Origin of the sequence: Silvibacterium acidisoli (assembly GCA_022870745.1) — a bacterium.
Classification (GTDB): domain Bacteria; phylum Acidobacteriota; class Terriglobia; order Terriglobales; family Acidobacteriaceae; genus Silvibacterium.
In genome coordinates, this window is record CP085323.1 from 1,014,940 (window position 1) to 1,040,439 (window position 25,500).

General features: G+C 58.7%; 24 protein-coding genes. 10 read left to right on the forward strand and 14 right to left on the reverse strand.

The window, feature by feature from the left end; all coding sequences use genetic code 11:
* Nucleotides 1-41: 41 nt before the first annotated feature.
* The 3 genes from LJD29_RS04145 to LJD29_RS04155 all read right to left on the reverse strand — a co-directional run bounded on the left by LJD29_RS04145 (nucleotide 42) and on the right by LJD29_RS04155 (nucleotide 2,800).
* On the reverse strand, nucleotides 42-905 hold the full coding sequence (locus LJD29_RS04145; protein WP_446745874.1) for an inositol oxygenase family protein: 864 nt from the start codon (nucleotides 903-905) through the stop codon (nucleotides 42-44).
* Between the two features lie 149 nt (nucleotides 906-1,054).
* Nucleotides 1,055-2,434: a dipeptidase gene (locus LJD29_RS04150; protein ID WP_446744496.1), complete on the reverse strand. Its 1,380-nt coding sequence runs from the start codon at nucleotides 2,432-2,434 to the stop codon at nucleotides 1,055-1,057.
* A 39-nt stretch (nucleotides 2,435-2,473) separates the two neighbouring features.
* Nucleotides 2,474-2,800, reverse strand: a complete 327-nt coding sequence (locus tag LJD29_RS04155; RefSeq protein WP_446744497.1) for a rhodanese-like domain-containing protein — start codon at nucleotides 2,798-2,800, stop codon at nucleotides 2,474-2,476.
* A 121-nt stretch (nucleotides 2,801-2,921) separates the two neighbouring features.
* Between LJD29_RS04155 and LJD29_RS04160 the strand changes: the two genes are divergently transcribed.
* From LJD29_RS04160 to LJD29_RS04170, 3 genes are read left to right on the forward strand one after another with little or no spacing between them, the layout of a single operon-like run.
* On the forward strand, nucleotides 2,922-4,331 hold the full coding sequence (locus LJD29_RS04160; RefSeq protein ID WP_446744498.1) for a sigma-54-dependent transcriptional regulator: 1,410 nt from the start codon (nucleotides 2,922-2,924) through the stop codon (nucleotides 4,329-4,331).
* Between the two features lie 33 nt (nucleotides 4,332-4,364).
* Nucleotides 4,365-6,293, forward strand: a complete 1,929-nt coding sequence (locus LJD29_RS04165; RefSeq protein WP_446744499.1) for a sensor histidine kinase — start codon at nucleotides 4,365-4,367, stop codon at nucleotides 6,291-6,293.
* Complete coding sequence (locus LJD29_RS04170; protein ID WP_446744500.1) at nucleotides 6,290-6,880, forward strand: hypothetical protein; 591 nt, start codon at nucleotides 6,290-6,292, stop codon at nucleotides 6,878-6,880. The genes LJD29_RS04165 and LJD29_RS04170 overlap by 4 nt, the downstream gene beginning before the upstream one ends.
* Before the next feature lie 7 nt (nucleotides 6,881-6,887).
* On the opposite strand, the gene LJD29_RS04175 is transcribed toward LJD29_RS04170, so the two are convergent.
* Both LJD29_RS04175 and LJD29_RS04180 read right to left on the reverse strand, forming a co-directional pair.
* Nucleotides 6,888-7,745 (reverse strand): NAD(+)/NADH kinase, encoded by an 858-nt coding sequence (locus tag LJD29_RS04175; RefSeq protein WP_446744501.1) that lies wholly within the window; start codon nucleotides 7,743-7,745, stop codon nucleotides 6,888-6,890.
* A 6-nt stretch (nucleotides 7,746-7,751) separates the two neighbouring features.
* Entirely contained in the window at nucleotides 7,752-8,519 is a 768-nt protein-coding gene (locus tag LJD29_RS04180; RefSeq protein ID WP_446744502.1) for a TlyA family RNA methyltransferase, read from the reverse strand.
* Nucleotides 8,520-8,701: 182 nt separating this feature from the next.
* Between LJD29_RS04180 and LJD29_RS04185 the strand changes: the two genes are divergently transcribed.
* From LJD29_RS04185 to LJD29_RS04195, 3 genes are read left to right on the forward strand one after another with little or no spacing between them, the layout of a single operon-like run.
* Nucleotides 8,702-9,205, forward strand: coding sequence for an RNA polymerase sigma factor (locus tag LJD29_RS04185; RefSeq protein ID WP_446744503.1), 504 nt, complete (start codon nucleotides 8,702-8,704; stop codon nucleotides 9,203-9,205).
* Nucleotides 9,202-10,026: an anti-sigma factor gene (locus LJD29_RS04190; protein WP_446744504.1), complete on the forward strand. Its 825-nt coding sequence runs from the start codon at nucleotides 9,202-9,204 to the stop codon at nucleotides 10,024-10,026. The genes LJD29_RS04185 and LJD29_RS04190 overlap by 4 nt, the downstream gene beginning before the upstream one ends.
* Before the next feature lie 36 nt (nucleotides 10,027-10,062).
* Nucleotides 10,063-10,794 (forward strand): ROK family protein, encoded by a 732-nt coding sequence (locus tag LJD29_RS04195; protein ID WP_446744505.1) that lies wholly within the window; start codon nucleotides 10,063-10,065, stop codon nucleotides 10,792-10,794.
* A 1-nt stretch (nucleotide 10,795) separates the two neighbouring features.
* On the opposite strand, the gene LJD29_RS04200 is transcribed toward LJD29_RS04195, so the two are convergent.
* Nucleotides 10,796-11,749 (reverse strand): hypothetical protein, encoded by a 954-nt coding sequence (locus LJD29_RS04200; protein WP_446744506.1) that lies wholly within the window; start codon nucleotides 11,747-11,749, stop codon nucleotides 10,796-10,798.
* Nucleotides 11,750-11,770: 21 nt separating this feature from the next.
* Between LJD29_RS04200 and LJD29_RS04205 the strand changes: the two genes are divergently transcribed.
* The gene (locus LJD29_RS04205; protein ID WP_446744507.1) at nucleotides 11,771-12,550 is read left to right on the forward strand and encodes a hypothetical protein; all 780 of its coding nucleotides are present in this window, start codon (nucleotides 11,771-11,773) and stop codon (nucleotides 12,548-12,550) included.
* 143 nt (nucleotides 12,551-12,693) lie between these two features.
* Here the strand turns inward: LJD29_RS04205 and ahcY are convergent, their stop codons facing one another.
* On the reverse strand, nucleotides 12,694-14,118 hold the full coding sequence (gene ahcY, locus LJD29_RS04210) for an adenosylhomocysteinase (protein WP_446744508.1): 1,425 nt from the start codon (nucleotides 14,116-14,118) through the stop codon (nucleotides 12,694-12,696).
* Between the two features lie 53 nt (nucleotides 14,119-14,171).
* Here ahcY and LJD29_RS04215 point away from each other — a divergent pair, with 53 nt between their 5' ends.
* Complete coding sequence (locus tag LJD29_RS04215; RefSeq protein ID WP_446744509.1) at nucleotides 14,172-15,098, forward strand: ArsR/SmtB family transcription factor; 927 nt, start codon at nucleotides 14,172-14,174, stop codon at nucleotides 15,096-15,098.
* Between the two features lie 23 nt (nucleotides 15,099-15,121).
* Here the strand turns inward: LJD29_RS04215 and LJD29_RS04220 are convergent, their stop codons facing one another.
* Complete coding sequence (locus LJD29_RS04220; RefSeq protein WP_446744510.1) at nucleotides 15,122-15,673, reverse strand: REP-associated tyrosine transposase; 552 nt, start codon at nucleotides 15,671-15,673, stop codon at nucleotides 15,122-15,124.
* Between the two features lie 218 nt (nucleotides 15,674-15,891).
* Here LJD29_RS04220 and aroF point away from each other — a divergent pair, with 218 nt between their 5' ends.
* Together aroF and LJD29_RS04230 are read left to right on the forward strand one after the other, a co-directional pair.
* Entirely contained in the window at nucleotides 15,892-16,953 is a 1,062-nt protein-coding gene (gene aroF, locus LJD29_RS04225) for a 3-deoxy-7-phosphoheptulonate synthase (RefSeq protein WP_446744511.1), read from the forward strand.
* A gap of 10 nt (nucleotides 16,954-16,963) precedes the next feature.
* Nucleotides 16,964-18,154, forward strand: coding sequence for a beta-propeller fold lactonase family protein (locus LJD29_RS04230; RefSeq protein WP_446744512.1), 1,191 nt, complete (start codon nucleotides 16,964-16,966; stop codon nucleotides 18,152-18,154).
* A 2-nt stretch (nucleotides 18,155-18,156) separates the two neighbouring features.
* On the opposite strand, the gene LJD29_RS04235 is transcribed toward LJD29_RS04230, so the two are convergent.
* From LJD29_RS04235 to LJD29_RS04260, 6 genes are read right to left on the reverse strand one after another with little or no spacing between them, the layout of a single operon-like run.
* Nucleotides 18,157-20,016, reverse strand: coding sequence for a glycoside hydrolase family 15 protein (locus tag LJD29_RS04235; RefSeq protein ID WP_446744513.1), 1,860 nt, complete (start codon nucleotides 20,014-20,016; stop codon nucleotides 18,157-18,159).
* Nucleotides 20,017-20,057: 41 nt separating this feature from the next.
* Entirely contained in the window at nucleotides 20,058-21,464 is a 1,407-nt protein-coding gene (gene hpnE, locus LJD29_RS04240; RefSeq protein WP_446744514.1) for a hydroxysqualene dehydroxylase HpnE, read from the reverse strand.
* Nucleotides 21,461-22,378, reverse strand: coding sequence for a phytoene/squalene synthase family protein (locus LJD29_RS04245; RefSeq protein ID WP_446744515.1), 918 nt, complete (start codon nucleotides 22,376-22,378; stop codon nucleotides 21,461-21,463). Before LJD29_RS04245 ends, hpnE begins: the two co-directional genes overlap by 4 nt.
* On the reverse strand, nucleotides 22,375-23,337 hold the full coding sequence (hpnC, locus tag LJD29_RS04250) for a squalene synthase HpnC (RefSeq protein ID WP_446744516.1): 963 nt from the start codon (nucleotides 23,335-23,337) through the stop codon (nucleotides 22,375-22,377). The genes LJD29_RS04245 and hpnC overlap by 4 nt, the downstream gene beginning before the upstream one ends.
* Nucleotides 23,338-23,345: 8 nt before the next feature.
* Nucleotides 23,346-24,404 (reverse strand): zinc-dependent alcohol dehydrogenase, encoded by a 1,059-nt coding sequence (locus LJD29_RS04255; protein ID WP_446744517.1) that lies wholly within the window; start codon nucleotides 24,402-24,404, stop codon nucleotides 23,346-23,348.
* Between the two features lie 13 nt (nucleotides 24,405-24,417).
* Nucleotides 24,418-25,482, reverse strand: coding sequence for a zinc-dependent dehydrogenase (locus LJD29_RS04260; protein WP_446744518.1), 1,065 nt, complete (start codon nucleotides 25,480-25,482; stop codon nucleotides 24,418-24,420).
* Between the last annotated feature and the right edge of the window lie 18 nt (nucleotides 25,483-25,500).

Consider the following 25,500-nt stretch of genomic DNA (forward strand, 5'->3'; position numbering starts at 1 on the left):
AGCGGCGAACATCGCACCATGACGATGTTCGCCGTAGAAATCTACCAGCGCAACTTCGCTGGGAAGAACTCGGCGATCAGATCCTCATAGTAGGGCCGCAGAGCCTGAACATCCGGCTTCGTATGTCCCTTGGAATAAAGATCGTAAGGATTGAACTTCTTTACCCATTCGAACATCTCGATATCATGCTGCGACATGAGGTGCTGATAGGCGCCTTGCCGATGTGCTGCATAGAACGAGTGATAGCGCAGCATATAGAGCGCGGGTTCGGGCATGTAGTCGCGAACTACATGTGCGATATAGCCATCATGTCCCCAGGACATGTGTACCTTGTCCAGCCCGCAATTTGGCTCATATATACCGTATTTTGTCTGTAATTCCGGAACCTGGTAATCAGGATTCGCTTTGAAGTATTCAGGAAAAACGATCTTGTCCGAGTAAGCGCAGCCTACCGGAAAGGTATCTCCCACGACTGCCCACTGCGGCTCACCATAGAGGCAAAGGCACTTGCCAAGGTCATGCATGAAACCGGCGAGAACCATCCAGCGCGGATGTCCATCACGGCGAATCGCTTCCGAGGTCTGCATGAGGTGTTCGATCTGGCTCAGATCGGTATCCGGATCGCTTTCATCGACCAGCGTATTCAGATACTCCGCTGCTTCCCAGATGCTGCGCTCACCCTTATTCAGCGCGTAGTATTCCTTCTCTTTATCGAGAACGAAGGCCAGGGTCTGCTTGAGGTGATTCTCGCGGTAGAAGGCAGCGACTCCAGGGTTGGTTCCTTCGTCGTAAACGCGGTACTCAGACTCGTCCTTGCCTTCTTTGTAGCGACCTGCAACAAAATCCTCCCACGCATCCTCGATGGGAAGAAGATTCTTGTCCTGAGTTGTAACCGCTGTGCCCATGCTCACACCCCGTTTTCGCGTGCCGGATAAGGTACGGAATTACGCGACGGATAACATTAGCACGCCAAAATAACGACTGACAACCGCACGCGACCCCCGAACGGCAAAGGCAGGGTGCATCCTGCCCCTTTGAGTCGTGACCAATCTTCTCAGCCGGCGATTGCGCCGGCCTTTTCAAAGAACACAATGATCGATTCAATTCCGCGATGGAAATTGCCGATATGGAACTTCTCATTCGGAGCATGCAGATTGTCGTCCGGAAGACCGAAGCCCATCATGACGGTGGGAATCTTCAGATGCCGTTCAAAATCACCCACAATCGGGATCGAGCCGCCGCCGCGTACGAATACAGTTTCCTTGTTCCAGATCTCCTTCATCGCAACCGTTGCTGCCTGGATATAAGGATTGTCCGTTCCAACGACGATCGGGTCACCTGAGTGAATCAGCCGCACTTCCAACTGAATGCCGTCCGGAGTCAGCGACTCCACATAGCTTTTGTACTGCTCGAAGGCTTCCTGCGGCGTCATGTGGGGCACCAGTCTCATAGAGACTTTAGCCACCGCCTTCGCCGGAATCACCGTCTTTGCCCCGGCACCGATGAAGCCGCCGGGCATGCCGTGAACATCCAGCGTCGGGCGAGCCCAGGTGCGCTCCAGGACGGAGTAACCGGGTTCTCCCGTCAGCCTCGTCGAGCCGACTTCGGTCTCACGATAGTGGTTCTCATCAAAGGGCAGCTTCGCCCAGGCGCTCAGCTCGTCATCGCTCGGTTTTTCCACCTTGTCGTAAAAGCCGGGAATGAGGATGCGGCCGGCGGTGTCCTTCAGCTGCGCGATGACCTGAGCCAGAGCAAAGAATGGGTTCGGCGCAGCCCCACCGTACATCCCGGAATGTAGATCGGTACGCGCGCCGCGAGCTTCGATCTCGGTGTAGATCATGCCGCGCAGGCCAACGCACAGCGTAGGCAGGCCGGGGGCGAACATCTCGGTATCGGAAACCAGCGCGAAGTCTGACTTCAGCCTGTCGCTCTCCTCGCGGATGAAGCGGGCGATCTGCTCGCCGCCAACCTCCTCCTCGCCTTCGAGCAGCACGCGGACATTTAAAGGCAGCTTGCCGCTGTTTGCTTTGAAGAGCGACTCCAGCGCCTTGAGGTGCATGTACATCTGCCCCTTGTCATCGACCGCGCCGCGGGCATAGAGGTTGCCATCGCGCTCGGTAGGCTCAAACGGCGGCGATTTCCACTCGTCGAGCGGATCGGGAGGCTGTACATCGTAGTGGCCGTAGCAGAGGCAGGTCGGCTTCCCTTCCGCATGCAGCCAGTCGGCATACACAAGAGGATGGCCCGGAGTATGGATTACCTCCACGTTCTCCATGCCGATACGGTTCAGCTCAGCAGCCAGCCACTCGGCGGCGGCGTTCACGTCCTGCTTATGTTCGGGAAGGGTTGAGATGGAGGGGATGCGGATCAGCGCCTTCAGTTCATCGAGAAAGCGTCCGGCATTCTGGCGTGCGTATTCCACTGCAGCAGACATAAGAAATGACTCCGAATTGTTGGGGCGGCATCGCCGGGATCAGTAGCGCGGAACCGCCGGATCGATCTCTGCCGACCAGGCATCCACGCCACCGCGCAGCGACTGTACACTCTCAAAACCCTGGTTGCGCAACCAGACGGCGACATTCATGGAACGGACGCCATGGTGGCAGATGGTAACGATATGACTCTCCGGATCGAGCTCCTGAAAGGCCCGCGACGGTACGTCTCCCATGGGCATGGGAACGCTGCCGTCGATGCGGGCGGCTTCGAATTCCCAGGGCTCGCGCACGTCGAGCAGGGTAGGCTTCTCGCCTTTTTCAATTAATTGCTGCAGGGCCAAAGGCGTGATCTCGTAATCCAGCATGAAATCAACGATACAACGCCCGGGCGGCCGGTCGCCGGAAACCGCTTCGGGCCTGCATTTTGAGGCCAGATACAGGCCCGCCGTGATACAAGAGAGAAAGCCTCCCCTTAGCGGTATCCCTATGGCAAATCAGGAAAAAGTATTAATTGTTGAAGACGAACTGCATGCCCTGACTGGGCTTGCAGAGTTGGTCTCAGGTTGGGGCTATCGTACCGATACGGCCCGCGATGGACTGGAAGCACTGGAAAAGGTGCAGGCATGGCAACCGGGGATTGTTGTTACCGATCTGAAGATGCCTCGCATGGACGGCCTCGAGCTGCTCAGCCGCCTGAGCGAGATGAAGCAGGATCAGGCTGTCGTCGTGCTGACCGCACAGGGCTCTATCGAGGCAGCGGTCGAAGCGATGAAAATCGGAGCCTACGACTTCATCCAGAAGCCTGTAGATCCAACCCGTTTGAAGACGATTCTGTCGAACGCAACCAAACAGCGTGAAACCGACCGCGAGCTTGAGATCACACGCCGCAAGCTGCGCGACAGCGGCCAGCTTGGTTCGCTGGTCGGCTCGTCGAAGAAGATGCAGGAGCTCTTTGCTCTCGTCGAGCGCGTTGCCTCGTCCAACGTCTCCGTGTTGATTACCGGAGAGAGCGGCACGGGCAAGGAACTGGTGGCCCGCACGCTTCACGAGCTCAGTTCGAGAAAAGCGAAACCCTTTGTCGCCGTCAACTGCGCCGCGATTCCGGAAACACTGATCGAAAGCGAGATCTTCGGCCATGAGAAAGGAGCTTTCACCGGTGCCATGGAACGCCGCGCGGGATGCTTCGAGCTGGCCGAAGAAGGGACGCTGCTGCTGGATGAAATCGGCGAAATGCCGGTCGTCACGCAGGCCAAGCTGCTGCGCGTGCTCGAAGAGCGCAAGCTCCGCCGGCTGGGCAGCAAGGTGGAATCGCCCGTCGACGTTCGCGTCCTCTCGGCAACCAATAAGAATCCCGAGGAAGCTGTGGCAAGCGGGCAGCTCCGAGGCGACCTGTTCTACCGCCTGAATGTGTTCAATATCCAGATGCCCCCGCTGCGGGAACACAAGGAAGATATCCCCGCGATTGTGGAGACGATGCTTGCGGATATGAACCGCAAACATGAGCGCAATGTGACCGGGGTGGACAGCGACATGCTGAACCGGCTGCTCGACTACGACTGGCCGGGAAATGTACGCGAGCTCCGCAACACGATTGAGCGGGCCGTCGTCTTATGCGGTGAAGGATTGCTGCGCCCGAGCCACCTTCCCCCCGGCTTCGGCAGCAAATCGGTAAAGTGGACCCCGGAAACCGTCTCCTCCGGCAACACTATTGAGGTCGAGATTGGTTCAACTGTCGACGAAGCGGAGCGGCGGTTGATCATCAAGACCCTGGAATCGACCAATAACAACAAGACCCGCGCAGCCGATATCCTCGGCATCAGCCTGAAGACACTACACAACAAGTTGAAAGACTATGTGAAGTCCAAGGGGCCGGATAGTGTTGGAGTTGAAGAGTAATCTGCCGCATCAAAGGACGGCATAAACAGTCGCATGAGACTGAAGACCAAACTCGTTGCAGCCATCACTGGCCTGGTGTTTCTGGCAGTGACGGTGCTTTCCTGGCTTTATCTCAGCCAGTTGTTGCAGCAGCACATCGAGCAGTCTTACCTCTCGACAGACATCATCGCCAACCAGCTGAATTTTGCCACGCGCGCCGCCCTCGAAAACGGCCTGCGGAACCGCACCATCGACGTCAAGGACCCGGTCGCTCTGCGAGAGGCGGTGGCCACCTCGCTGCGTAAAGATGCAGGCCTGAATGCGCTGATCAACTCGGTCATCAATTATTCTCCGACGGTGCTCGACGTCTCGATCGTCGACAAAAACCGCATGGGCCTGGTGACGGCCCCTGATCCAGGCCTTCAGGACCACCTGTTGCCCGAGCGGCCAAACTACGCGTCGCTGCGCAATAACTCGCTGATTCAGACGCTGAAGGTCGTTTTCGGCCCTCCGCGGGTCTATAACCTGTCGATCGGCCTCGAACGCGACAACCAGCCATTCGTAACCGTGGAAATCGGCATCCGCACGACATTCCTCGGCAACGCGTTCCACCCATGGCTGATCGAAGCGCTGACATACATCGGCCTCGCCATCCTGATTTCCCTGATCGTGGCAGCATTTGTTGCCAATCTGGCATTGCAGCCAATCGCCCTTATCAGCGAACGCCTCGATGCATTGGCGCAGGCGGAGACGGAAGCTGCCGGCGAACTGGAAGAAGGCCAGTCCTCTGACACCGTGGTGCAGGTCTCGAACAAGATCGATCGGCTCGGCCGGCGCATGAAGAACGTCGAAGAGGTCTTCTCCGCACTGAAAGAAAACCTCGACCAGATCCTGTCGAACCTGCAGGACGGCATGATGTTGTTCACGCGCGACTCGCGGGCGGTGCTGGTCTCCCGATCGGTCGAGCGCTTCCTCGATATGGACCGCGAGCAGATCCTGGGAGCCGAGGTTCACGACATCTTCGACCGCAACACTGTGCTGGGCCGCATGGTTCGGCAGGCCTTCGACGCGCGCATGTCGATTGTGCAGGAAGAAATCGTCACCGAAGCGGGGCGCCGCGTTGAGATTTCCCTCGACTTTATTCATGACGATCACAGCCGCACGGGATCAAGAGGCCAGGAGCATGCGCTTGGTGCCCTTCTGACGCTGCACGATCTGGAATCGGTCCGCGAGATCGAAAGCGAGCTCGAGCTTTCACGCCGCATGGCCGCCATCGGGCGCCTTACCTCCGGAGTCGGCCACGAGGTAAAGAACCCTATCAATGCCATCGTCGTGCACCTGGAACTGCTACGCAGCAAAACAGATCCGGAAGCACCCGCGCTGCGTCATCTTGATGTGATTGACAGTGAGATTCGCCGCCTGGATCGTGTCGTGCAGACGCTGGTCGATTTCTCGCGTCCGGTCGAGCTTCAGCTGAAGGACCAGGATCTCCGGGGCATCGTCTCGAGCGTGCTCACCCTCGCTTCGGTCGAGCTCGAGACACACAACATCACCGTCGTCAGCCAGCTTCCCGGCCGCCCGGTCATTGCGAAGGTGGATGCCGACCTGCTGAAGCAGGCGCTGTTGAACATCGTCCTGAACGGAGCCCAGGCCATGCCGAACGGCGGCGACCTGTCAGTACGGCTGACCGAAGACGGCCGCATGGCCAGCCTGAGCATCCAGGATCAGGGCGACGGAATACCCGACGAGATCCGTCCGAACATCTTCGACCTCTATTTCACGACCAAGCGGGAAGGCAGCGGAATCGGTCTCGCAATGACGTACCGAATTGTTCAACTGCACAACGGTCAGCTTGACGTAGAATCGAAGCCTGGAGAGGGAGCGACATTCACCCTCAGAATGCCTGCGTCGAACTTCTCCGATCCAAGATTGCGCGGTTTATCAGATACAGATACGACGGTCTTCAAGGGGCCTAGAGAATGAAATCCGCACGTACGCTTGCGGTTGTCATGCTGCTCTGCATGGTTGCTGGTTGTAAACATAAGTCGCCGCCGCCACCCCCTCCGGCAGCGCAGGCACCTATTCTGCCTCCGGGGGACATGGTGAAGGATATTCCTCCGCCTGTATTGCCTGCCCCGGCAGTGCCGAATGTAGCCGAAGCCCAGGACGACAGCGCGAAGCACGAATCGCAGAAACCGAAGAAGACCTCGCACCGCAGAAGCAAGCCGGTGGAGGCGCCGCCAGTTGCCGCCCAGAATTCAAAGGAAACGGCTCCCACGCCGCAAAACACACCGGAGCCGGCTGACCACTCCCCGATCGGGCAGCTCTCAACCTCCGGCGATGTCGGCAGCCTGCCGAACCGCCGCGCCATTCTCGAGCAGATCACCGCTACAGAAAATGGCCTGAACGGCATCAAGAGGCCTTTGAATAACGAAGAGCAGACGACCGCGGCGCAGGTGCGCACGTTCCTGGCAAAAGCCAAGCAGTCGCTGGATCAGAATGATCTGGACGGCGCCCATACGCTCGTTACCAAAGCGCACGTGCTGCTCGAGGAATTGACCAAACCGTAAGGGCGAACTAGCGTTCGCCCCACTTTAGCTTGGCCTTGAGCACATCGAAAAAGCCTCCGGGACCGAGGCGCACCAGCTTGACGCCGTATTGCGAACGACGGCAGCGCAGTTCGTCTCCCACCATCATGAGAATCGCCTCCTGCCCGTCGACGGTCAGGTAGGTCTGCTCCGGAATACCTTCAAGGCTGATGGCAATATCCGCGTCTCCGCGCACCACAATGGGACGCAGTGTCAACAGGTGCGGGCACACCGGCGCAATAATCAGCGCATCCACGTTGGGAACCAGGATCGGACCGTTAGCCGCCAGCGAATAGGCCGTGGAACCGGTTGGCGTGGAAACGATCACTCCATCGGCACGGAAGACCGCTGCCAGCGCGCCGTCGATTATGACCCGGAAATTGCCCATTCGGGCGATTGCGCCCTTGGTCACGACCACGTCATTCAGCGCATCGTGTTCAGCAAAAAGATTTCCATCGCGCCAGAGCTCGCTGTGCAGCATAAAGCGCGTGTCGATCATGAAGCAGTCTTTGCACCAGCCCTCGAGCGTCGTGTAAAGCTCGGCCAGCGGCACCTCGGTGAGGAAGCCCAGCGACCCGAGATTCACACTCAGGATGGGGGTGCCGGTCTTGGAAAAAACGCGGGCCGCGGAAAGCAGTGTTCCGTCTCCGCCAAGAACGATGACCAGCTCAGGATCTTCCGCCGGCATCAGGTGGCGCGCTACAACCCGGGAATGCTGAACGTAATTGCCGCTTACCGGATCCAGGATCGGATCCAGCCCATGGGCTTTCATCCAGAGAATGAGCTCAGGCAGAAGAGTCTTCAGCTCTTCTTTCTGCGGCTTGGAGATAATGGCGACAGGTCGCATGAAATCTCAGTTTACAGGCACGGGTTGAGCCCAGCGACAGTGCAGCAAAAATTCGCGATTCCCTTCCGCGCCATGAATCGGTGAGTCAATCACTTCTATCCCGGCGCCGCCACTCTCCTCGGCGCATGCCCTGACCCGTTCGACCGCGAGCCGGTGGGCTAAGGGATCGCGCACGATGCCGCCCTTACCCACGTGTTCCCTTCCTGCTTCAAACTGCGGTTTTACAAGAATGACTGCTTCGACCGGAGATCGATCCGGCTGCCCGGCACGCAGCGCCGAGATAACCGCAGGCAGCACCAGAGTGGCGGAGATAAAAGAAACATCCATGGATACAAACTCGATGGTTGCGGAGAGCTGGCCCGGTTCGAGTTTGCGGGCGTTCGTCCGTTCCATCAGCTGCACGCGAGGGTCGCGGCGCAGGCTTTCGGCGATCTGCCCATAACCGGTGTCGACACAGGTCACGCTGGCTGCTCCGTGCTGCAGCATGCAGTCGGTGAAACCGCCGGTCGATGTCCCAATATCGACACATGCTTTGCCGGTCAGATCGATCTCCCAGTGCTCGAGTGCCGCTTCGAGCTTCAGCCCACCGCGGCTTACGTACCGCAGGTCATCGCCAAGCAGGCGTACCGCGGCTTCCGGTGCGACGGAGGCACCTGGCTTATCGATTTTTTGTTCCTGAACGAGGACGCGACCGGCAAGAATGAGCGCCTGTGCCCGTTCCCGAGTAGTGGTTAATCCTCGCTCTACGAGCAACTTATCCAAACGGGTTTTCATCGTATCGCAAGTAGAAGACGGTCTGTGACCGCGCTCTAAAGAGAATCATAGTTGAACCATGCAATAATCGTGGATCGAAGGTAGAACTCGTCGGAATGCCTCAGGATTTCGCCCATCCAAATGACGATGCGACCCGTTCTCAAGACAGATATGTCTTGAGCGATGCGGACGATATGTCGCTGATGACTCGTATTGAGTCGGGGCAACAGGAGGCGCTGTCTACCTTATTCGACCGCTACGGAAGCCTGGTTTACTCCGTAGCCCTCCGCGTATTGAAGGATCCTGGAGATGCCGAAGATGTCATGCAGGACATCTTCATCCAGATCTGGAAAAATCCCACGACATTCGTTTCCGGCCGAGGATCGCTCGGCGGTTGGCTGCTGGTAGTTGCGCGCAACCGTTCGATCGACGTTCTACGTCGCCGGAAGCCGTACGAGGACGTAGAACTGTTTGCGTTGCCCGGCTCGAGCAGCCTGACCAACGAGGCGGAGCGATATGTGCTGCTCGAGCGAGTGCGAAGCATAGTGCAATCGCTTCCTGAAGAGCAGAAGCATTCGGTGGAACTTGCTTTTTTTGAGGGCCTGACTCATTCGGAGATTGCCGAAAAAACAGGAGACCCGCTGGGAACGGTAAAGACCCGGATCCGGCTGGCTTTGATCACGATCAGAAAGGCACTGAAGGCTTGAACGACACGCCTCACATCTCGCAGGAAGATCTGACGCTCTACGCCATGCAGGCGTTGACGCCCGAGGAGAGCCGCCCGGTACAGGCGCACCTCGACGTCTGCGCTGAGTGCAGGGCTGAGTACGCGTCGATTCTTGCAGAAGTGGCCCTGATCGGGCTTAGTGCGGAGCAGCAGGTAATGCCTGGCGGCGCGCGTCAGCGACTGCTGGCCCGTGCAGCCAATACCCCGCAGGAGATTTCAGCCGCCGCGCCTGCCCCGATGGCTCCAGCTGCGCCGCTTTCGGCGCGTAGCCACGCCACGACTCCAGCAACGACAGGATCGCGATTCGGCTGGGTTGGCTGGCTCGTCGCTGTAGCGACGCTCGCGGTTGCCGCCTATCTGGGCAATCACAACCTTCAGATGCAGCAGCAGCTCAACCAGGATCGGGGAGAGATCGCACAGCTTTCCGCCCAGGCGCAGCGCGCACAGGAGCTGATGGAGGCCCTGACGTCACCCGAAGCTCAGCAGGTGACGCTGACCGAGAGCAAGCAGTCTGCTCAACCGAACGGCCACGCAGTGTACCTCAAGAAGAGCGGCACGCTCGTCTTTGTCGCCAGCCACCTGCATCCCATCGCTGCCGACAAGACCTATGAGCTCTGGTTGATTCCGGCTGACGGCAAAGCGCCGATTCCCGCCGGCCTCTTCCGTCCCGATACCAGGGGCAGCGGCTCGGTGGTGCTCCCGAATCTGCCCACTGGTGTTGCGGCCAAGGCATTCGGTGTGACCATTGAAGACGCACAGGGTGCGAATACACCCACCCTGCCGATTGTGCTCGCGGGATAACCTCTCGTCAGAACAATCATCTAACTGTTAGTTCCCATGGCGAAAAAACAAGCACGAACTTCCCATCCTGTAACTTTGGCGGTAGACATCGGCGGATCGGGCATGAAGGTAATGGCCCTCAATTCCAAGGGCTCTCCCGTCACCGAACGGCTTCGTACACCTACCCCCGAGCCGGCGACCCCAGTCAAAATGCTGGCGATCCTCGATAAACTCAAGGCCCAGATGCCTTCGTTCGACAGGGTCACTGTTGGCTTTCCCGGCGTCATCAAGGACGGCAAGACGATGACCGCGGCGAACCTGCATCCCGACTGGATCGGTTATGCGCTGAAGGCGCGGCTCGAAAGCCACTGGAAAAAGCCGGTGCAGCTTGCGAACGACGCAGCCGTACAGGGCTATGGAGCCATCAGCGGCAAAGGCGTCGAGATGATTCTCACTCTGGGTACCGGCCTGGGGTCGGCCATCTTCATCGACGGCCATCTCTGCTCAGGGCTCGAACTGGGACATCATCCCTGGCGCAAGGGCAAAACCTACGAAGAGTTTCTCGGCCGGAAAGGGCTCAAAAAGCACGGCAAGAAACGCTGGAATGAACTGCTGGAGAAGGCCATCGAGCAGACCGCCCACACCTTCAACTGGGATCACCTCTATATCGGCGGCGGCAACGCCAAGGACATCAAGTTCAAGCTCCCCGCGCACGTAACCGTCGTCTCGAATGAAGATGGCTTGCTCGGCGGCATAGCCGTATGGCGCTTTTCTGAAGGCAAAGCCTGATTCAGGGCAGTGGAAAAATCGTGATCGCGCTGCCATCCAGCAGCGCGAACGACTTGCCATCAGGAGACATGCCTCCATCGCTGAAGTAAGGCGAGCCGGAAGCCTCGAAGACCGTCTTTCCGCCATCCTGATCCACAACGGAAAAGAAGCGATCGGCAATACACTCATCACAATTGCCGGGCGTCAGATACTCAAGCGCGAAACGGCTCGTATCCTGTGTCACTCCGACGATGCGATCGGCGAAGGATCCTGCGGCAGTCGACGCAATGGGTGTCGCTGAACCGTTCGGGCGAACAATCAGCAGCTTCGAAGTATGAAAAAATCCTCGCTCCTCACGCACCACGATCAGGTGGCGCGAATCGAGAAAGCCAATCGGCTTAAGAGACACGGGCCGGTCGTTTTCTTCGAATGTCCACGGCTCGCCGTCGGGCGAGAGAAAGCGGGCATCCGAGGTCAATACAATGATCTTCGAGCAGGTGTACTGTGACTTTCCGGCGCAATAGCTGCCCGCAACGCGCTCGTCGCCCGGCACCCACTCCTTCACAGCATTCGCCTCGGTATTCTGGTCCAGAGCGATCGTCGCGACCTGGTTCAACGGGTCCGGTTGATAGAACTCGAAGTAACGGCCGTCCGCGGTCAGCAGCGGAATGGTTTCGCGGTGTGGCGTCACCCAAAGTCCCCGGGGATTCTGATCCAGCTCCCCTGTCTCAACCGTCTCGAGGTCCGGACCGAGCACGTCGATACGGGTATCGTGACGAAAAATAACGGTGTTACCTGGACCGGGGAAGATATTCAGATCGCCTGCATTCACTGGCCAGGAATGAGTCGCAAGAGCATTCCCCTTGGTATCGAAAATAATTGCCCTGACCTGCCCCGATTTCTCATGAGGATGAAAGGTGCAGGGGGAGTTCGTCGTGAATGCGACAAAAATGCGATCGGGGCCTAGCCAGAACATGCGGGTTCCCGCGGAGTGTTCATGGAGGCATCCGAACGAGACATTGGAAAACAACCCCTTGGGAATGCCGTACGGCTTCAAAGGGATTACAAACGGGCGGAAATCCTGTTTTTTGCCAGCCCAGGCAGGAAGGGCAGCCAGAACACAGCAGAGCACCAGCAGAAATCGAAGAAGTCTGCGGCCCGTTCCGCTTTTGCCCACGTGAAACACCCGTCCCATATAACAAATTTTATGAACGTTCCGCTACTGGAGATATCCCACACAGGTCGCATTTGCATCTCAAAACTCTTGTTGCAAACGCGGCCCATCCAAGATAATGAAAGGAAGGACACCCCTATGGCACCGCGCCGTTTCTATTCCTATCTACGCCTCGTGGCGCCAGCCGCCCTGCTTTGCGGCCTTTTCAGCAGTTGCCCCGCTCACGCACAGTCGCGCCTGAACGATCATGACGTCGAAAAGATCATGAAGAACCTCAAGGAAGATTCAAAGGACTTCTACTCGACGTTCTCCAGTTCGCTGAAGAAAAGCGGCATCCGGAACACCAACCGTGAAAGCGATGCCAAGGCGATGACCGACAGCTTCCAGAAGGAAACCGACGAAATGTGGAAGCGTTTCAAAGATCACAAGCGCGCCGAGGCAGATGTGCAGCGCGTGATCGAGATGGCCGGCAAAATCGACCAGATGGTCTATTCCCTGCAACTCGACAACAAGACGACCCTCAGCTGGGAACGCGTCCGCTCGGAGCTGCACGACATCAGCGCGGCCTTCGGCCTGCAGACCCTCGGTTCACGCGGCGAATAAACCTTTGCTTCAAAAGTATTAAAGGCCGCAGGATGATTCCTGCGGCCTTTAGTTTTTTGCCATTCGAGAGAATTGAGGAATCTGCGCTTGACGCTCTCCGAGCGGCCAGATCCCTCACTTCTTTTCAAAAGGACGCACGGGCTTTAGTAGCGGTAGTGCTCCGCCTTGTACGGTCCATCGACCGACACGCCAAGGTATTCCGCCTGCTTCTGCGAAAGCGTCGTGAGCTTCACACCGATCTTCTCGAGGTGCAGACGAGCAACTTCCTCATCCAGCTTCTTGGGCAGCGTGTAGACGTCGACCTTGTAGGTGTCCTTGTTCTTCCAGAGGTCGATCTGCGCCAGAGTCTGGTTGGCGAAGCTGTTGCTCATCACGAAGCTCGGGTGGCCGGTTGCGCAGCCCAGGTTCACCAGGCGGCCTTCGGCGAGGACGAAGATCTGGTGTCCGTCGGGGAAGGTGTACTGGTCGACCTGCGGCTTGATGTTCGTCTTCTTTACGTCCTTGGCTTCGTTCAGGCGATCCATCTGGATCTCGTTGTCGAAGTGGCCGATGTTGCAGACGATGGCCTGGTCCTTCATGCCCTGCATGTGCTCGTACGTGATGATGTCGAGGTTGCCGGTGCAGGTGACGTAGATGTCGCCGCGTCCCAGAGTGTCTTCAACCGGAGCGACTTCGAAGCCTTCCATCGCAGCCTGCAGCGCGTTGATCGGATCGATCTCGGTCACGATGACGCGAGCGCCCATGCCGCGCAGAGAGTGAGCCGAGCCCTTACCCACATCTCCGTAGCCGCAAATGACAGCGACCTTGCCGGCAACCATGACGTCGGTCGCGCGCTTGATACCGTCGGCCAGCGATTCGCGGCAGCCGTAGAGGTTGTCGAACTTCGACTTGGTGACGGAGTCGTTGACATTGATCGCAGGAACAAGCAGGACACCCTGCTCCATCATCTTGTAGAGGCGATGCACGCCGGTCGTCGTCTCTTCGGAGACGCCGCGCCATTCCTTGGCAAGCTTGTGCCAGTGCTGCGGGTCTTCGGCATGAACCTTCTTCAACAGATCCTTGATGACCTGCTCTTCGTGGTTCGAAGAAGGAGTGTTCACCCAGCCGTCGCCGTTCTCGAGCTCATAGCCCTTGTGGATGAGCAGGGTCACGTCGCCGCCGTCATCGACGACGAGCTGCGGACCGAGGTCGCCCTTGTGGGTCAGGGCCTTGTAGGTGCAATCCCAGTACTCTTCGAGCGTCTCGCCCTTCCAGGCGAAGACGGGTACGCCGGCTGCGGCGATGGCGGCGGCAGCGTGATCCTGCGTCGAGAAAATGTTGCAGCTTGCCCAGCGCACATCGGCGCCGAGGTCGACCAGCGTCTCGATCAGCACAGCCGTCTGGATCGTCATGTGGAGCGATCCGGTCACGCGAACACCCTTGAGCGGCTTCTCGGCCGCGTACTTGCGGCGGATCGACATCAGGCCGGGCATCTCGTGCTCGGCAATGGAAATCTCCTTGCGGCCGAAGTCGGCCAGAGACATGTCAGCTACTTTGTAATCGGTGGTTTCGAGTGTCGCGGTTGCCATCAAAAACTCCTCATATCGTTAAATCGAGATACTTCGATATAATACCACCAATCATGGCATCGATTGTCAAAATCCTGCGTGTCGTCTCCGACGCAAACCGCCTGCGCATCCTGCTGCTACTGGAGCGCGAGGAGCTGTCGGTCGCGGAGTTGCAGGAAGTTCTCGGGATGGGCCAGAGCACCATTTCCACTCACCTGGCGCAGCTGCGGCAGGCCGACCTGGTCGAAGACCGCCGCGTGGGAAAGAACAGCCTCTACCGGCTGAAGAGCGAGAACGGCGCAGCCATGCTGGCAGACCTGCTGGCGCAGGCGCGGCTCGAACTCCCCGAAGCCCAGCTTGACGAGACCGCGGTAAAGACCGTGCTGCGCAAGCGGCAGGACAAGATGCGCGCCTTCTTCGACGAAGTCGCCGGGCGCTTCGGGCGCAGCTATGTGCCGGGCAAGTCATGGAAAAGCGTCGCTGAGGCGCTGCTGAAGCTGATGCCTCCCATGGTGATCGCCGACCTGGGCGCGGGCGAGGGCGCATTCTCGCTCCTCTTGGCCCAACGGGCAAAGCAGGTGATCGCGGTCGACACCTCCGCCCGCATGATCGAGGTCGGAACCGAACAGGCACGCAAGCAGGGCGTAAACAACCTCGAATACCGCCTGGGCGACATGGAAGAGCTTCCCATTGAAGACGCTTCCGTGGACCTCGTCTTCTTCTCGCAATCGCTGCACCACGCACTGCATCCAGCACGCGCCGTGGCCGAGGCTCATCGGGTACTGAAGCCGGGTGGACGGATCGCGATTCTCGACCTCGTGAAACACCGCTTCGAAGAAGCCCGCGAGCTTTACGCCGATGAGTGGCTGGGCTTCAGCGAAGCGGAGTTGGAGGGCTTTCTGGAGTCGGCTGGCTTCTGGGGCATTGAGACTTCGGTGGTGCACAGGGAGCCAGAGGGGCCGGGGTTTCAAACGCTTTTGGCGGTTGGGGACAAAGAGTAGACTCACTCAGGCGGGTGGCCCATTCAAGCCCGCTTTTGGCTTGAGTGGGGCTGCAGGATGTTCGCAGAGACACCTTCCTCTTTCCGCTCACGCTCTCTCGCCGCCCACTCCGATTCGATTTCTACTTTCCCCTTCACGCCTGTGGCGTAATGCAAGAAACTACTCCAGGGCCAGTCTTCCGGACGCTCGCACAACCCCTTCCTCACCGGATTGCGATGGATGTAACGCAGCTTCTCTCGGAACTGCACTTCGCTCCGAATGTTGAAGTCGTAGTAGCGCTTCTGCCAGAAGTGTTCGGCCTCGGCAATGGGCCTGCGCGCAATTCCCTGCTTCAGTGACTTCAATGCGTCGGCGAGTGTTCGTCTCCCAGGCTCGCTGAGCAGGAGATGAACGTGGTCGGGCATGACGACGTATCCATACACGGATAAGTCGAAGCTTGTTCGAACCCGTTCTAATGCCAACTCGAAAACACTTGCGCTTTCTTCATCCACGAACAAAGCGCGGCGGTGGTAGCAGCCGAACGTGACAAAGTGGCTTTGCCCTGAAGCTTGAAAACGAACGAGTCTCGATGGCATGTGGGCTCAGCTTAGAGTGTGTGCGAGCCCCACTCAAGCCAAAAGCGGCTTGAATGGGCCACCCGGATTTCCGCTGTTTCAGAATGGAGTTTCCCCACACAAGCCAGAAGCAGGCTTGTGTGGGCCACCGTCGGGCTCCTCGCTCCCGATTGCCCCTCCGCGCGGCCAAGAATTACACTAAGCGTTAGAGTTTTCAGCGGTTTCGAAAGAGGCGTTCCATGCTCGTCGTTATGAAGCCGCAGGCTACTCCTGAACAGATTCAGGCAGTCTGCGAGCACATTCAGCAACTTGGCTTCCGGGCGCATCCTTTGCCCGGCGCACAGCGTACTGCCATTGGCATAACCGGAAACAAGGACCGTGTCGAAGCCGCCAGCCTTGAAGACCTGCCGGGCGTTGCCGAAGTGATCGCTGTTTCGAAGCCTTACAAGCTGGTCAGCCGCGATGTGAAGGAAGAGAACACCATTATCACCTTCCCCGGAACCGATGCGACCATCGGTGGTAAGGACCTGGCGATGATCGGCGGTCCTTGCTCCGTGGAATCACGCGAGCAGACCTTCGCCGCTGCAGAAGCGATTGCCGCCGCCGGCGCGCAGTTCTTTCGCGGAGGCGCATTCAAACCCCGCACCTCGCCCTATGCCTTCCAGGGCATGGGCGAAGAGGCTCTCAAGATCATGGCCGACGTGCGCGACCGCTTTGGCCTGCGCATCGTGACCGAAGCCATCGACACCGATGCGCTGGAGCTGGTCGACCACTATGCCGACGTGATCCAGATCGGCGCGCGCAACATGCAGAACTACTCCCTGCTGCGTGCCGCGGGACGCAAGCGCAAACCGGTCCTGCTGAAGCGCGGACTCGCAGCGACGCTCGAAGAGTTCCTGATGGCTGCCGAATACATCATGAGCGAAGGCAACTACCAGGTAATCCTGTGCGAGCGCGGCGTGCGCAGCTTTGCCGACCACACCCGCAACACGCTCGACCTGAGCATCGTTCCTGCGGTGCAGCGGCTGAGCCACCTGCCTATCGTCGTCGATCCGAGCCACGGAACCGGCAAACGCAACATGGTTGTCGCACTGGGCCGCGCAGCGGTCGCCGTCGGCGCCGACGGCCTGATCGTTGAAGTGCATCACCAGCCGGATAAGGCGCTCTCCGACGGAGCCCAAACGATCTATCCGGAGCAGTTTGTGCAACTGATGAACGAGTCCAGCCAGATTGCTGCGATCCTTGGCCGCAATGTGCCTCGGGGAATCCACGTTGCCGAGACCGCTTCTGCTGAACGCTAGTCAAACTTCCATGGGACAGAAATGGCGGCCGAACCTGCGCCGCCTTTCTGCACTTGGGCTTCTGCTGCCGTTGCTTCTCGGCGGATGCAGCCGCCATCACTTCCCGCAGTATCCTTCGGACTATCGCGAGTACGCCTACGTCACGAACAGCGGCAGTAATACCATCACTGTTCTGGACCTGGTGAACCTGCGGCAGGATCGTGTACTACCTGTGGGCGCAAACCCGACCGGCATCGCTGCCAGTCCAACGCGCAACGAAGTCTACGCTGTTAACACTGACGGCGGCACTGTCACAGTAATCGATGCCGAGCACAATCGCATTGCCGCGACGATCCCTGTGCATCACAAACCGTATGCCATCGATGTAGACGCAGCCGGCAAGCGCGCTTACGTGGCGAACTCCGCTTCCAACAATGTTTCGGTTATCGATCTCGACGCACGCCGGGAGATTGCGGTCGTGGGCGTGGGCGAAGGACCGGGCCTGGCGAAGATCTCTCCCGATGGCGCAAGTCTCGTCGTTTCGAATCGCACCAGTGGCAGCGTATCGATCATCGATCCGGTCAAACTAAAGGTCCGCGCGGTCTTCGACGGCTGCGCGCAGGCTACCGATATCGCCATTCTGCCCGATTCGTCGAAAGCGTACATCGCCTGCTCCGGAGCAAAGCAGGTGATGGATATCGGGCTGGCACGCCCCGCCAGCAACATCGGTCTTGAGCATACAGACCGGCTGCTGGCCTTGCTCGAGGTTGGCCGCACACCCGTTCACCTTTCACTCAAACCTGACGGCGGCGAGATTTTTGTCTCGAACTTCGACAGCGATTCCATCTCTGAAATTGCGACCTACACCAATGAAGTTGGCGGAGCGTATCTTGTCGGAGCGCATCCTTCCAGCGGAGTCGTCAGCGCAGACAATTCCCTGTTGTGGGTAAGCAACTTCAACGCCGATTCAATCGGTATTTACTCGATCGATGACGGCAAGCTCATCAACACGGTGCATGTGGGCGGTGGGCCAGACGCCGTGGCCTTCTCCGCAAACGGATTCCTCCTGCTTGCAGTCGATGCCCGTTCCAGCGACGTTTCCGTCGTGCGCACGCAGAGCTATGCTTCGAATGGTGCGACGCGCATCGGGTCGCTGTTTACGATGCTGCCTGCCGGAAAGGCTCCGTCCAGCATTGCCGTCAAAGCCTTCCGGGTTCACTAGCGTCAGCGCCAGGCAGTGTTGTTCTTGCCGGAAAGAGCACGGTCGAGAAACGTTGCCGTGCTGATCAGGGCAAGGTGGGTGAACGCCTGCGGGAAGTTTCCGAGGTGTTGGCCGCTTGAGCCGAGCTGCTCCGAGTAAAGCCCGAGATGGTTGGCGTAGCCGATCATCTTATCGAAGAGCAGCTGTGCCTTTTCCACCTGGTGAGCGCGTGCGAGGCACTCGATGAACCAGAAGGAGCAGGCGATGAAACTGCCTTCTCCTCCCGACAATCCATCGACCGGCGAGCTGACGTTGTCATACCGGTAGACGAGGCTGTCCTCCGTGAGGTTCTTCTCAATCGCAGCCAGTGTGGAGAGCCAGCGAGGATCAGTCGGGCTGATGAAGCGCATGAGCGGCATCAGCAACACCGAAGAGTCGAGCGTTTCGGCGCCCTTGTACTGCACGAACGACTGCAGCTTCTCGCTCCAGAAATTTGTAAAGATATCTTCGTAAATCGTGTCGCGAATCTGCCGCCACTTATCGATCGGCCCGGCGAGGGAACGCTTCTCGCTGAGACGAACCGCACGATCGAAGGCTACCCAGCACATCAGCCGTGAATGCAGGAACTCTTTGCGGCCCCCGCGAACCTCCCAGATGCCATCGTCCGGGCGCTGCCAGTTTTCGGCGAGCCAGTCGAGAATGCGTTGCAGGTTATGCCAGCCACGGTATGAGATACCGTCTCCGTACTTGGCTGCGAGATACACAGCGTCCATGAACTCGCCGTAGATATCCAGCTGGAGTTGCTGGTACGCAGCATTGCCGATACGCACAGGCTTTGAGTTGCGATAACCGGAAAGCGATTCGAGGAGTACCTCGTCGAGTTCCTGCCGCCCGTCCGGGTGATACATCACCTGCAGCGGCCCGTGCTCCGCGTTATCCTGCATGCGGTCTCGTATCCAGCCCGTAAAAGCGCGCGCTTCCTCGGTGAAACCCAGGCGCATGAAGGCGTACAAGGAGAACGACGCGTCACGAAGCCACGTATAACGATAGTCCCAGTTGCGCTCTCCACCAATTCTCTCGGGCAGTCCGAAGGTTGCCGCGGCAATCAGCGACCCGTGCTCTTCGCTACACAACAGCTTCAGAACCAGAGCTGACCGGTTGACGATCTCCCGCCAGCGCCCGGTGTAATTCGAGCGGGAGATCCACGAACGCCAGTAATGCGAGGTTTCCTCGAAATGCTGCTGCGCTATCTCGGGAGACATCATCGCCGTGGCGTTTGGGGCATCGCCGTCAACCTCTCCAAATGCGATCGTTGCCGTTTCCCCGGTCTTCAGAGTAAAGGTTCCCAACGCATCGCCGCCGTCGATATCGAGCGGAAAGGTTGTATAAAGCGCCACGCTGGGACACTCTTCCGTTTCCGGTATGAAACAGACAGAATCCTGCTGACGCTCAATCCTGTGACCACACTGGGCGTAGTTGAACCTGGGAGCGCAACGAAATTCGAAGGGAATGCTCCCCTTGATGACGCGCAGCATGCGCAGAATATGGTGCCCGTAGGGAGTCTTGTCCTTGGAGTCGACGACGGGCATGAAATCTGCGATCTCTGCGACACCGTCTTCAGATAGAAAACGCGTCAGCAGGATGTTCGTATCCGGCAAATAAAGCTGCTTGGTGCGCATTCCGGTCATCTGTGGAGTGATCGTCATGCAACCGCCTCGCTCCGGATCGAGCAGGGCTGCAAAGATGGTCGGCGAGTCGAAATCCGGGAAGCAGAGGAAATCGATGCTTGCGTTGATATCCACCAGCGCAATCGACCGCATGTTGCCGATGACGCCGTAATTTTCTATAGGTTCGAATGAGCGCTGCGATGAGGCATCTGCCATAACCTGGATTTAGATGCGTCCGGCAGCGGACACGGCATGAGTCAGGGGAAAAGGCGCATCAGGCCGGATGGGGGCAGATCCGGAACGACAAACGATGCAGCGTGGCCAAAGGCATTCGCAACCGCTTCGGCAGCCATATATCCGCTGCGGACTCCGCTCTCCATCGTCGAGGGCCAGCCGGTGGCAATCCAGTCTCCAGCAAGGTAGATGCCAGGCCAGGGACTCTGCGAGCCGGGGCGAATGCTGTCGAGCATGGGCCGGATAGAGTAGGTAGCGCGAACCTCTTTCGTCACAGCAGCCTTGATCAGTTTGGCCTCACGCACAACCGGGAAGAATTCCTGCAGCTCCTTCAATGCGAGATCGATGATCTGCTGCCGTTCCATGCGGACAAGAGCTTTCGAGGCGCTGATGACAAGCTCGATCGCATGACCTCCATCGGAGGTGACTTGCCCCTGCAGCTTCGACTTGTTGTAGAGCCACTGGATGGTCGTGTCGAGTAACGCGGCATGGGTCAGATCAGTGATCTGCCGATCAAACCAGAGATGAACGCTGGTGATAGGCGAGTGGCCGAACTGCTCCAGGTTCTCAGACAAATCGCGGCTGGCTTCGTTGCAAGGTAGAGCGGGCATCAGCTTCGCCAGCGCTTCAAATGGCAACGCGAGGACCACAGCGTCGCTTTCAAACTGCTGCTCACCTGCGGTGAGGATCCATCGGCCGTTGACCTGCTGGACTGCCTCGACGCTTGCACGCAGATGCACGGAACCGCCGCGGCTCTCGATGTATGGAACCGCTTTACCGTAGAGCTCGCTCAACGGCACGAGAGGGATGCCCATCTTGCCCGCCTCGGCAGAATAGAGAAAGGCCTCGCGAAAGACCTTGGCGGCGTAGCGCACCGAGATGTACTCGGGATCCTCATTCAGCGCGCTCGCAAGCACTGGATACCAGAAGCGCTGGATGGTTCGAGGCGTCTGGCGATGGCGAGCGAGCCACTGCGCGAAGTTCTCTTCAGAGTCCGGAGGAGTGTGGCGAAGAAATCCTTCGATGCCGCGAGCGATGGTGATCTTGTCGGAAAGCGTGAAGCATTTTGCGCCGAGGAACGACGATGAGGTGTGCAGCGGCGCAGGCAGCGATGACGGCTGCAAAGTGCTCTGGCGGCCGCCCGGCTCGATGAAATGGATGGTCGAGGACCAGAAAATTTCGCCCTCCGAACCGATGCGCTTATAGAGATCGATCAGGTTCGTGCAACAGCCGAGCAGAATATGCTGGCAGTTGTCGATGACCTCGCCTGTCCCCGGATGCTCATACGACGACGCCCGTCCACCGACGTAAGGCCTGCGCTCCAGAAGCTGGACGCGATAGCCTGCTTCGGCAAGGGCGCAGCCGGCCGCCAGGCCGGCAACACCACCGCCGACAACAGTGACCGTCTTTCCAGCCGGATCGCCCGTCATCCCTCACCCATCAACCGGTTCCCCGCAACCTGGAGCAGTCCCTGTGCAAGGATCGAAAGCTTCTTCGGGGTCGAAACGGAAACGCGTGAAGCGAAGACCTCGTAATCGTTCGCAACGATCTTCTTGAGCAGCGAGTGGTAAATGTTCACCAACACCCAAAGTGCCGGACGCGAATCGGCGTTGATCAGCGGCAGTAAAGCCTGGCCCGATCTGTAGTACTCCTCCGCGCGGGCGGCGATGGCGCGCAGCAGTTCACGCTCTTCCACCGTAACTTTCTTCTGATTGACTGCGGAGGTCGTGAGCGCGGCCAGCGACACGTTGTAGCGGGCAAGATCTTCGAGTGGCAGATAGATGCGGCCGCGCTCGCTGTCTTCGCGCACATCGCGCAGAATGTTCGTCAACTGAAATGCGATGCCGGTTTCCTCTGCAAGCTTTTCCGCACGCGGATCCGAATAACCGAAGATGCGGATACATGTGAGCCCAACAACCGAAGCGACGAGATAGCAATACTGGTATAGATCGCGGAAGGTCGGGTAGGTATCGAAGCCTTCCATGGATAGCTCTCGATGCAGGTCCATCGCAGTTCCCTGCACAAGCTGATCGAGCAGATCATTGGATATGTTGAATCGCTTCTGCGTGTCACGCAGGGCGATGAAAACCGGATCTGCCGTCTCGGCTCCCGCGGAGGCGCGGCGCCATGCTTCGAGCCACGTTGAAAGGTTCTCGCGGCGGGTCGCAATCGACAGGCTTTCGTCATCCGAAAGATCATCCGCGTGACGCATGAAAGCGTACACCGCACAGATGGCGTTCCGCTTTGCCTCGGGCAATGCGACGAAGGCGTAGTAGAAGTTCTTAGCCTCCGTGCGCGCGATTTCCCGGCAGATACGGTAGGCGTCCGTCACGGACGGAATCATGCGGCCCGGCCTGCTTTCCTCTGACCCAGACCGCGGCCCAGAAATTTCCCTGTCAAGGCACGCAGCAACAGCGCTGCTTTGCGCGTTTTCGAGATGGAAGGACGCGAACGCAGGACATCATAACCCTGCTCCTCGATAGCGCGGAGAATTTCAAGTCCGCCACGCGAGAAGAGATCAAGATCGACGGCCAGCTCGTGATCGACCGAGCCGATCAGCGGAAGTCCCTGCTCGAACATCTGTCGTGCGTACCGGACTTCATGCTCCATCAGGTTTCGGAAGGCCGGAGTAAAGTTATGCTGCGCAATCGTCGCCTCATCCACGCCGAAGCGTTTCATATCGTCTGCCGGGAAGTAGATGCGATCGCGGTCGTAGTCCTCGCGCACATCCTGCCAGAAGTTGGCCAGCTGCAGCGCCGAACAGGTAAAGTCCGACAGGCGGAAGCGCTCTTCGTCACGATAGCCACAGACATAAAGCACCAGATGGCCGACAGGGTTCGCCGAATACCTGCAGTACTCGAGCACATCGCTCATCGTCGCGAATCGAGTGACCGACTGATCCTGGCGAAAAGCAACGAGCAGATCGGCGAACGGCTTCTTTGGAATATCGCAGGCGCGTATGGTCTCTTCGAGCGCTACAAAGACAGGGTGGCGCGTCTCGCCGCGATAGCAGGCGTCCAGCTCCTGTCCCCACAGATCGAGCAGCGCAAGCGATTGCTCGCGGTTGCCGGTCTCGTCTCCAAGATCGTCCGAGACGCGGCAGTAGGCGTAGATCGAGTGAAAGTGCGTGCGCAGCCGCTCCGGCAGAAACCACGATGCAACGTGAAAATTCTCGTAGTGCGTCTCCGACAGCCGCTTGCACCAGGCACGCGCCTCATCGAGAGACGGCCGCGTGGCCGGCATCCGATACTCCGCAGGCAGAGCCGCCCAGCCCTGCTCAATCAATTGTGCTTTGCTTGCCATGTTCTCTTTCAGGGAATGATTGCGGTCTTGATATCGTTCGCGGCCTGCGTGGAAACGCGATGCAGAAAATTATGGAACACTTCGGGCACGGAGGATAGAGGCGCACGTCCGGTGATGTATTCGCGGCACTTGAAACGGCCGCTGCAGATCAGATCAAAGGCGGTGCGAACCGTTGCCGGAGTGTGATGAAAGCTGGCCTTCAGCGTGATGTCGTTGTAATGAAGCTGGTTGGTATCCAGTTCCACTTTGGTCCCCGACGGAGGACCGCCGAAGAAATTTACCGTTCCACCCTTGCGAACCAGGTCGACCGCCCACTGCCACGTCGCCGGAGTTGCGACTGCCTCTATGGCGATATCGAATCCGCGGCCATCTGGCGTAACAGCGCGAGCCGCGGCGATCGGATCTTCCACGGCGCTGATATCTATGACCTCTTTCGCGCCGAAAGTCCTTGCAGCTTCGATCTGAGCGGCGCGCTTCACAATGGCCGTGACATGCACGCCCGCCAGTTCGGCGGCATGCATGAACATCAGCCCGATCGGCCCGGCGCCAATCACCACCATGCGGTCGGCAAGCCGTGGCGCGCTCTCTTCGAGGCCGCGAATCACGCAGGCAAGCGGCTCTGCGAGCGCGGCATGTTCGAACGGAACGCCTTCGGGAATAAGCAGGGTATTTTTCTCGACAATGCGGGCCGGAATGCGAATGTATTCGGCATAGGCTCCATTGTTGAAGAGCAGATCTTCGCAGAGGTTCTGCTGATGGCGCAGGCAGAAGAAGCAATGATCGCACGGAGCCGAATTGAGCGCGACCACCCGGTCACCGGTGCGAAAGCGCGTCACTCCGTCACCTACCTCGGCGACGATTCCCGCTAACTCATGGCCGAACGGAATCGGCGGCGTCAGCATCTTCGCGTGGTAGCCGCGCCGGTATACCTTCAGATCGGTGCCACAGGTCAGTGCCGCATGCACGCGCACAACAATCTCACTGGGACCTGCCGTTGGAACAGGCAAGCGCTCGATGCGCACATCTTCCCGGCCGTAAAGAACAGCCGCTGTCATTTCCTGTGTCATTACTTTTATTTTCTCAGACTTGCGCCAGGTTCGGTTCGATGAAGATCTTCATCGAATCCGGTCCGGGATTTGAAGCCAGTTCGATTGCAGCGACAGCGTCTTCGAGCGAAAAACGGTGCGATACCAGTCTCGTAAGATCGAACCCATTCCGGTAACCATCGAAAACCAGCGCCGCACCCTCGTCCTGAATCTCTTCCGAAGCGCTATAGGAGCCGATCAGCGATTTCTCTTCCATGCAGATATCCGCCGGGTCGATTACCGCGTCGCCATGCTGGGTCTGGGCAAAGAGCAGTACCCTTCCCCCGGGACGCGCCGCATTCATAGCCGTCTTGATCAACGCGTTTCCGCCGACGGCCAGGATTACAGCATCGGCCCCGCGACCTTCACTGGCCGCATGCGCCACCGCGACTACATCTTCCTTGCCCGCGTCGATGGGATGACGCAAACCGAACTCGGCGGCAATCCGGTGACGTTCAGGAAACAGGTCGGAAGTTAAAACCTTGGCTCCTGTCTGTGCAGCCAACGATGCCAGCAGGATGCCTATGGGCCCCTGCCCGATCACCAGGACAGTTTCGTCCGGCTCAAGCGCCAGGTTACGGACCGCCTTAAAGCAGGTGTTCACGGGCTCGACGAAGGCAGCCTGCTCGAAAGGCACCCCATCAGGAATCTTCACCAGCCCACGGCGCACGATCCAGTCCATCACGCGAACGTATTCCGCGAAACCACCGCCCGAGGGCTCGAAGCCGGCCGTGCAACCCACCTTCTTATAGACCTCGCACTGCGCGAAGGTCTTCTTGCGGCAGTAATAGCAGTGCCCGCAGGGGATGTGATGGAAAACCATGACGCGGTCTCCCACGGAAAAGCCCTGCACCCGTTCGCCAACCGCGGCAATGGTTCCGGCAGTTTCGTGGCCAAAGATACGTGGCGCAGAGTGCGAGCCAGTGTGGATTTTCTTGAGATCCGTGCCGCAGATGCCACAGGCGGCTACGCGGATAAGTACTTCGTCCGGACCGATTGCCGGCACCGGGACGGTTTCAACACGGACATCATTGACGCCGCGATAAACGGCAGCGCGCATGGTCGCCGGAACTCCGGC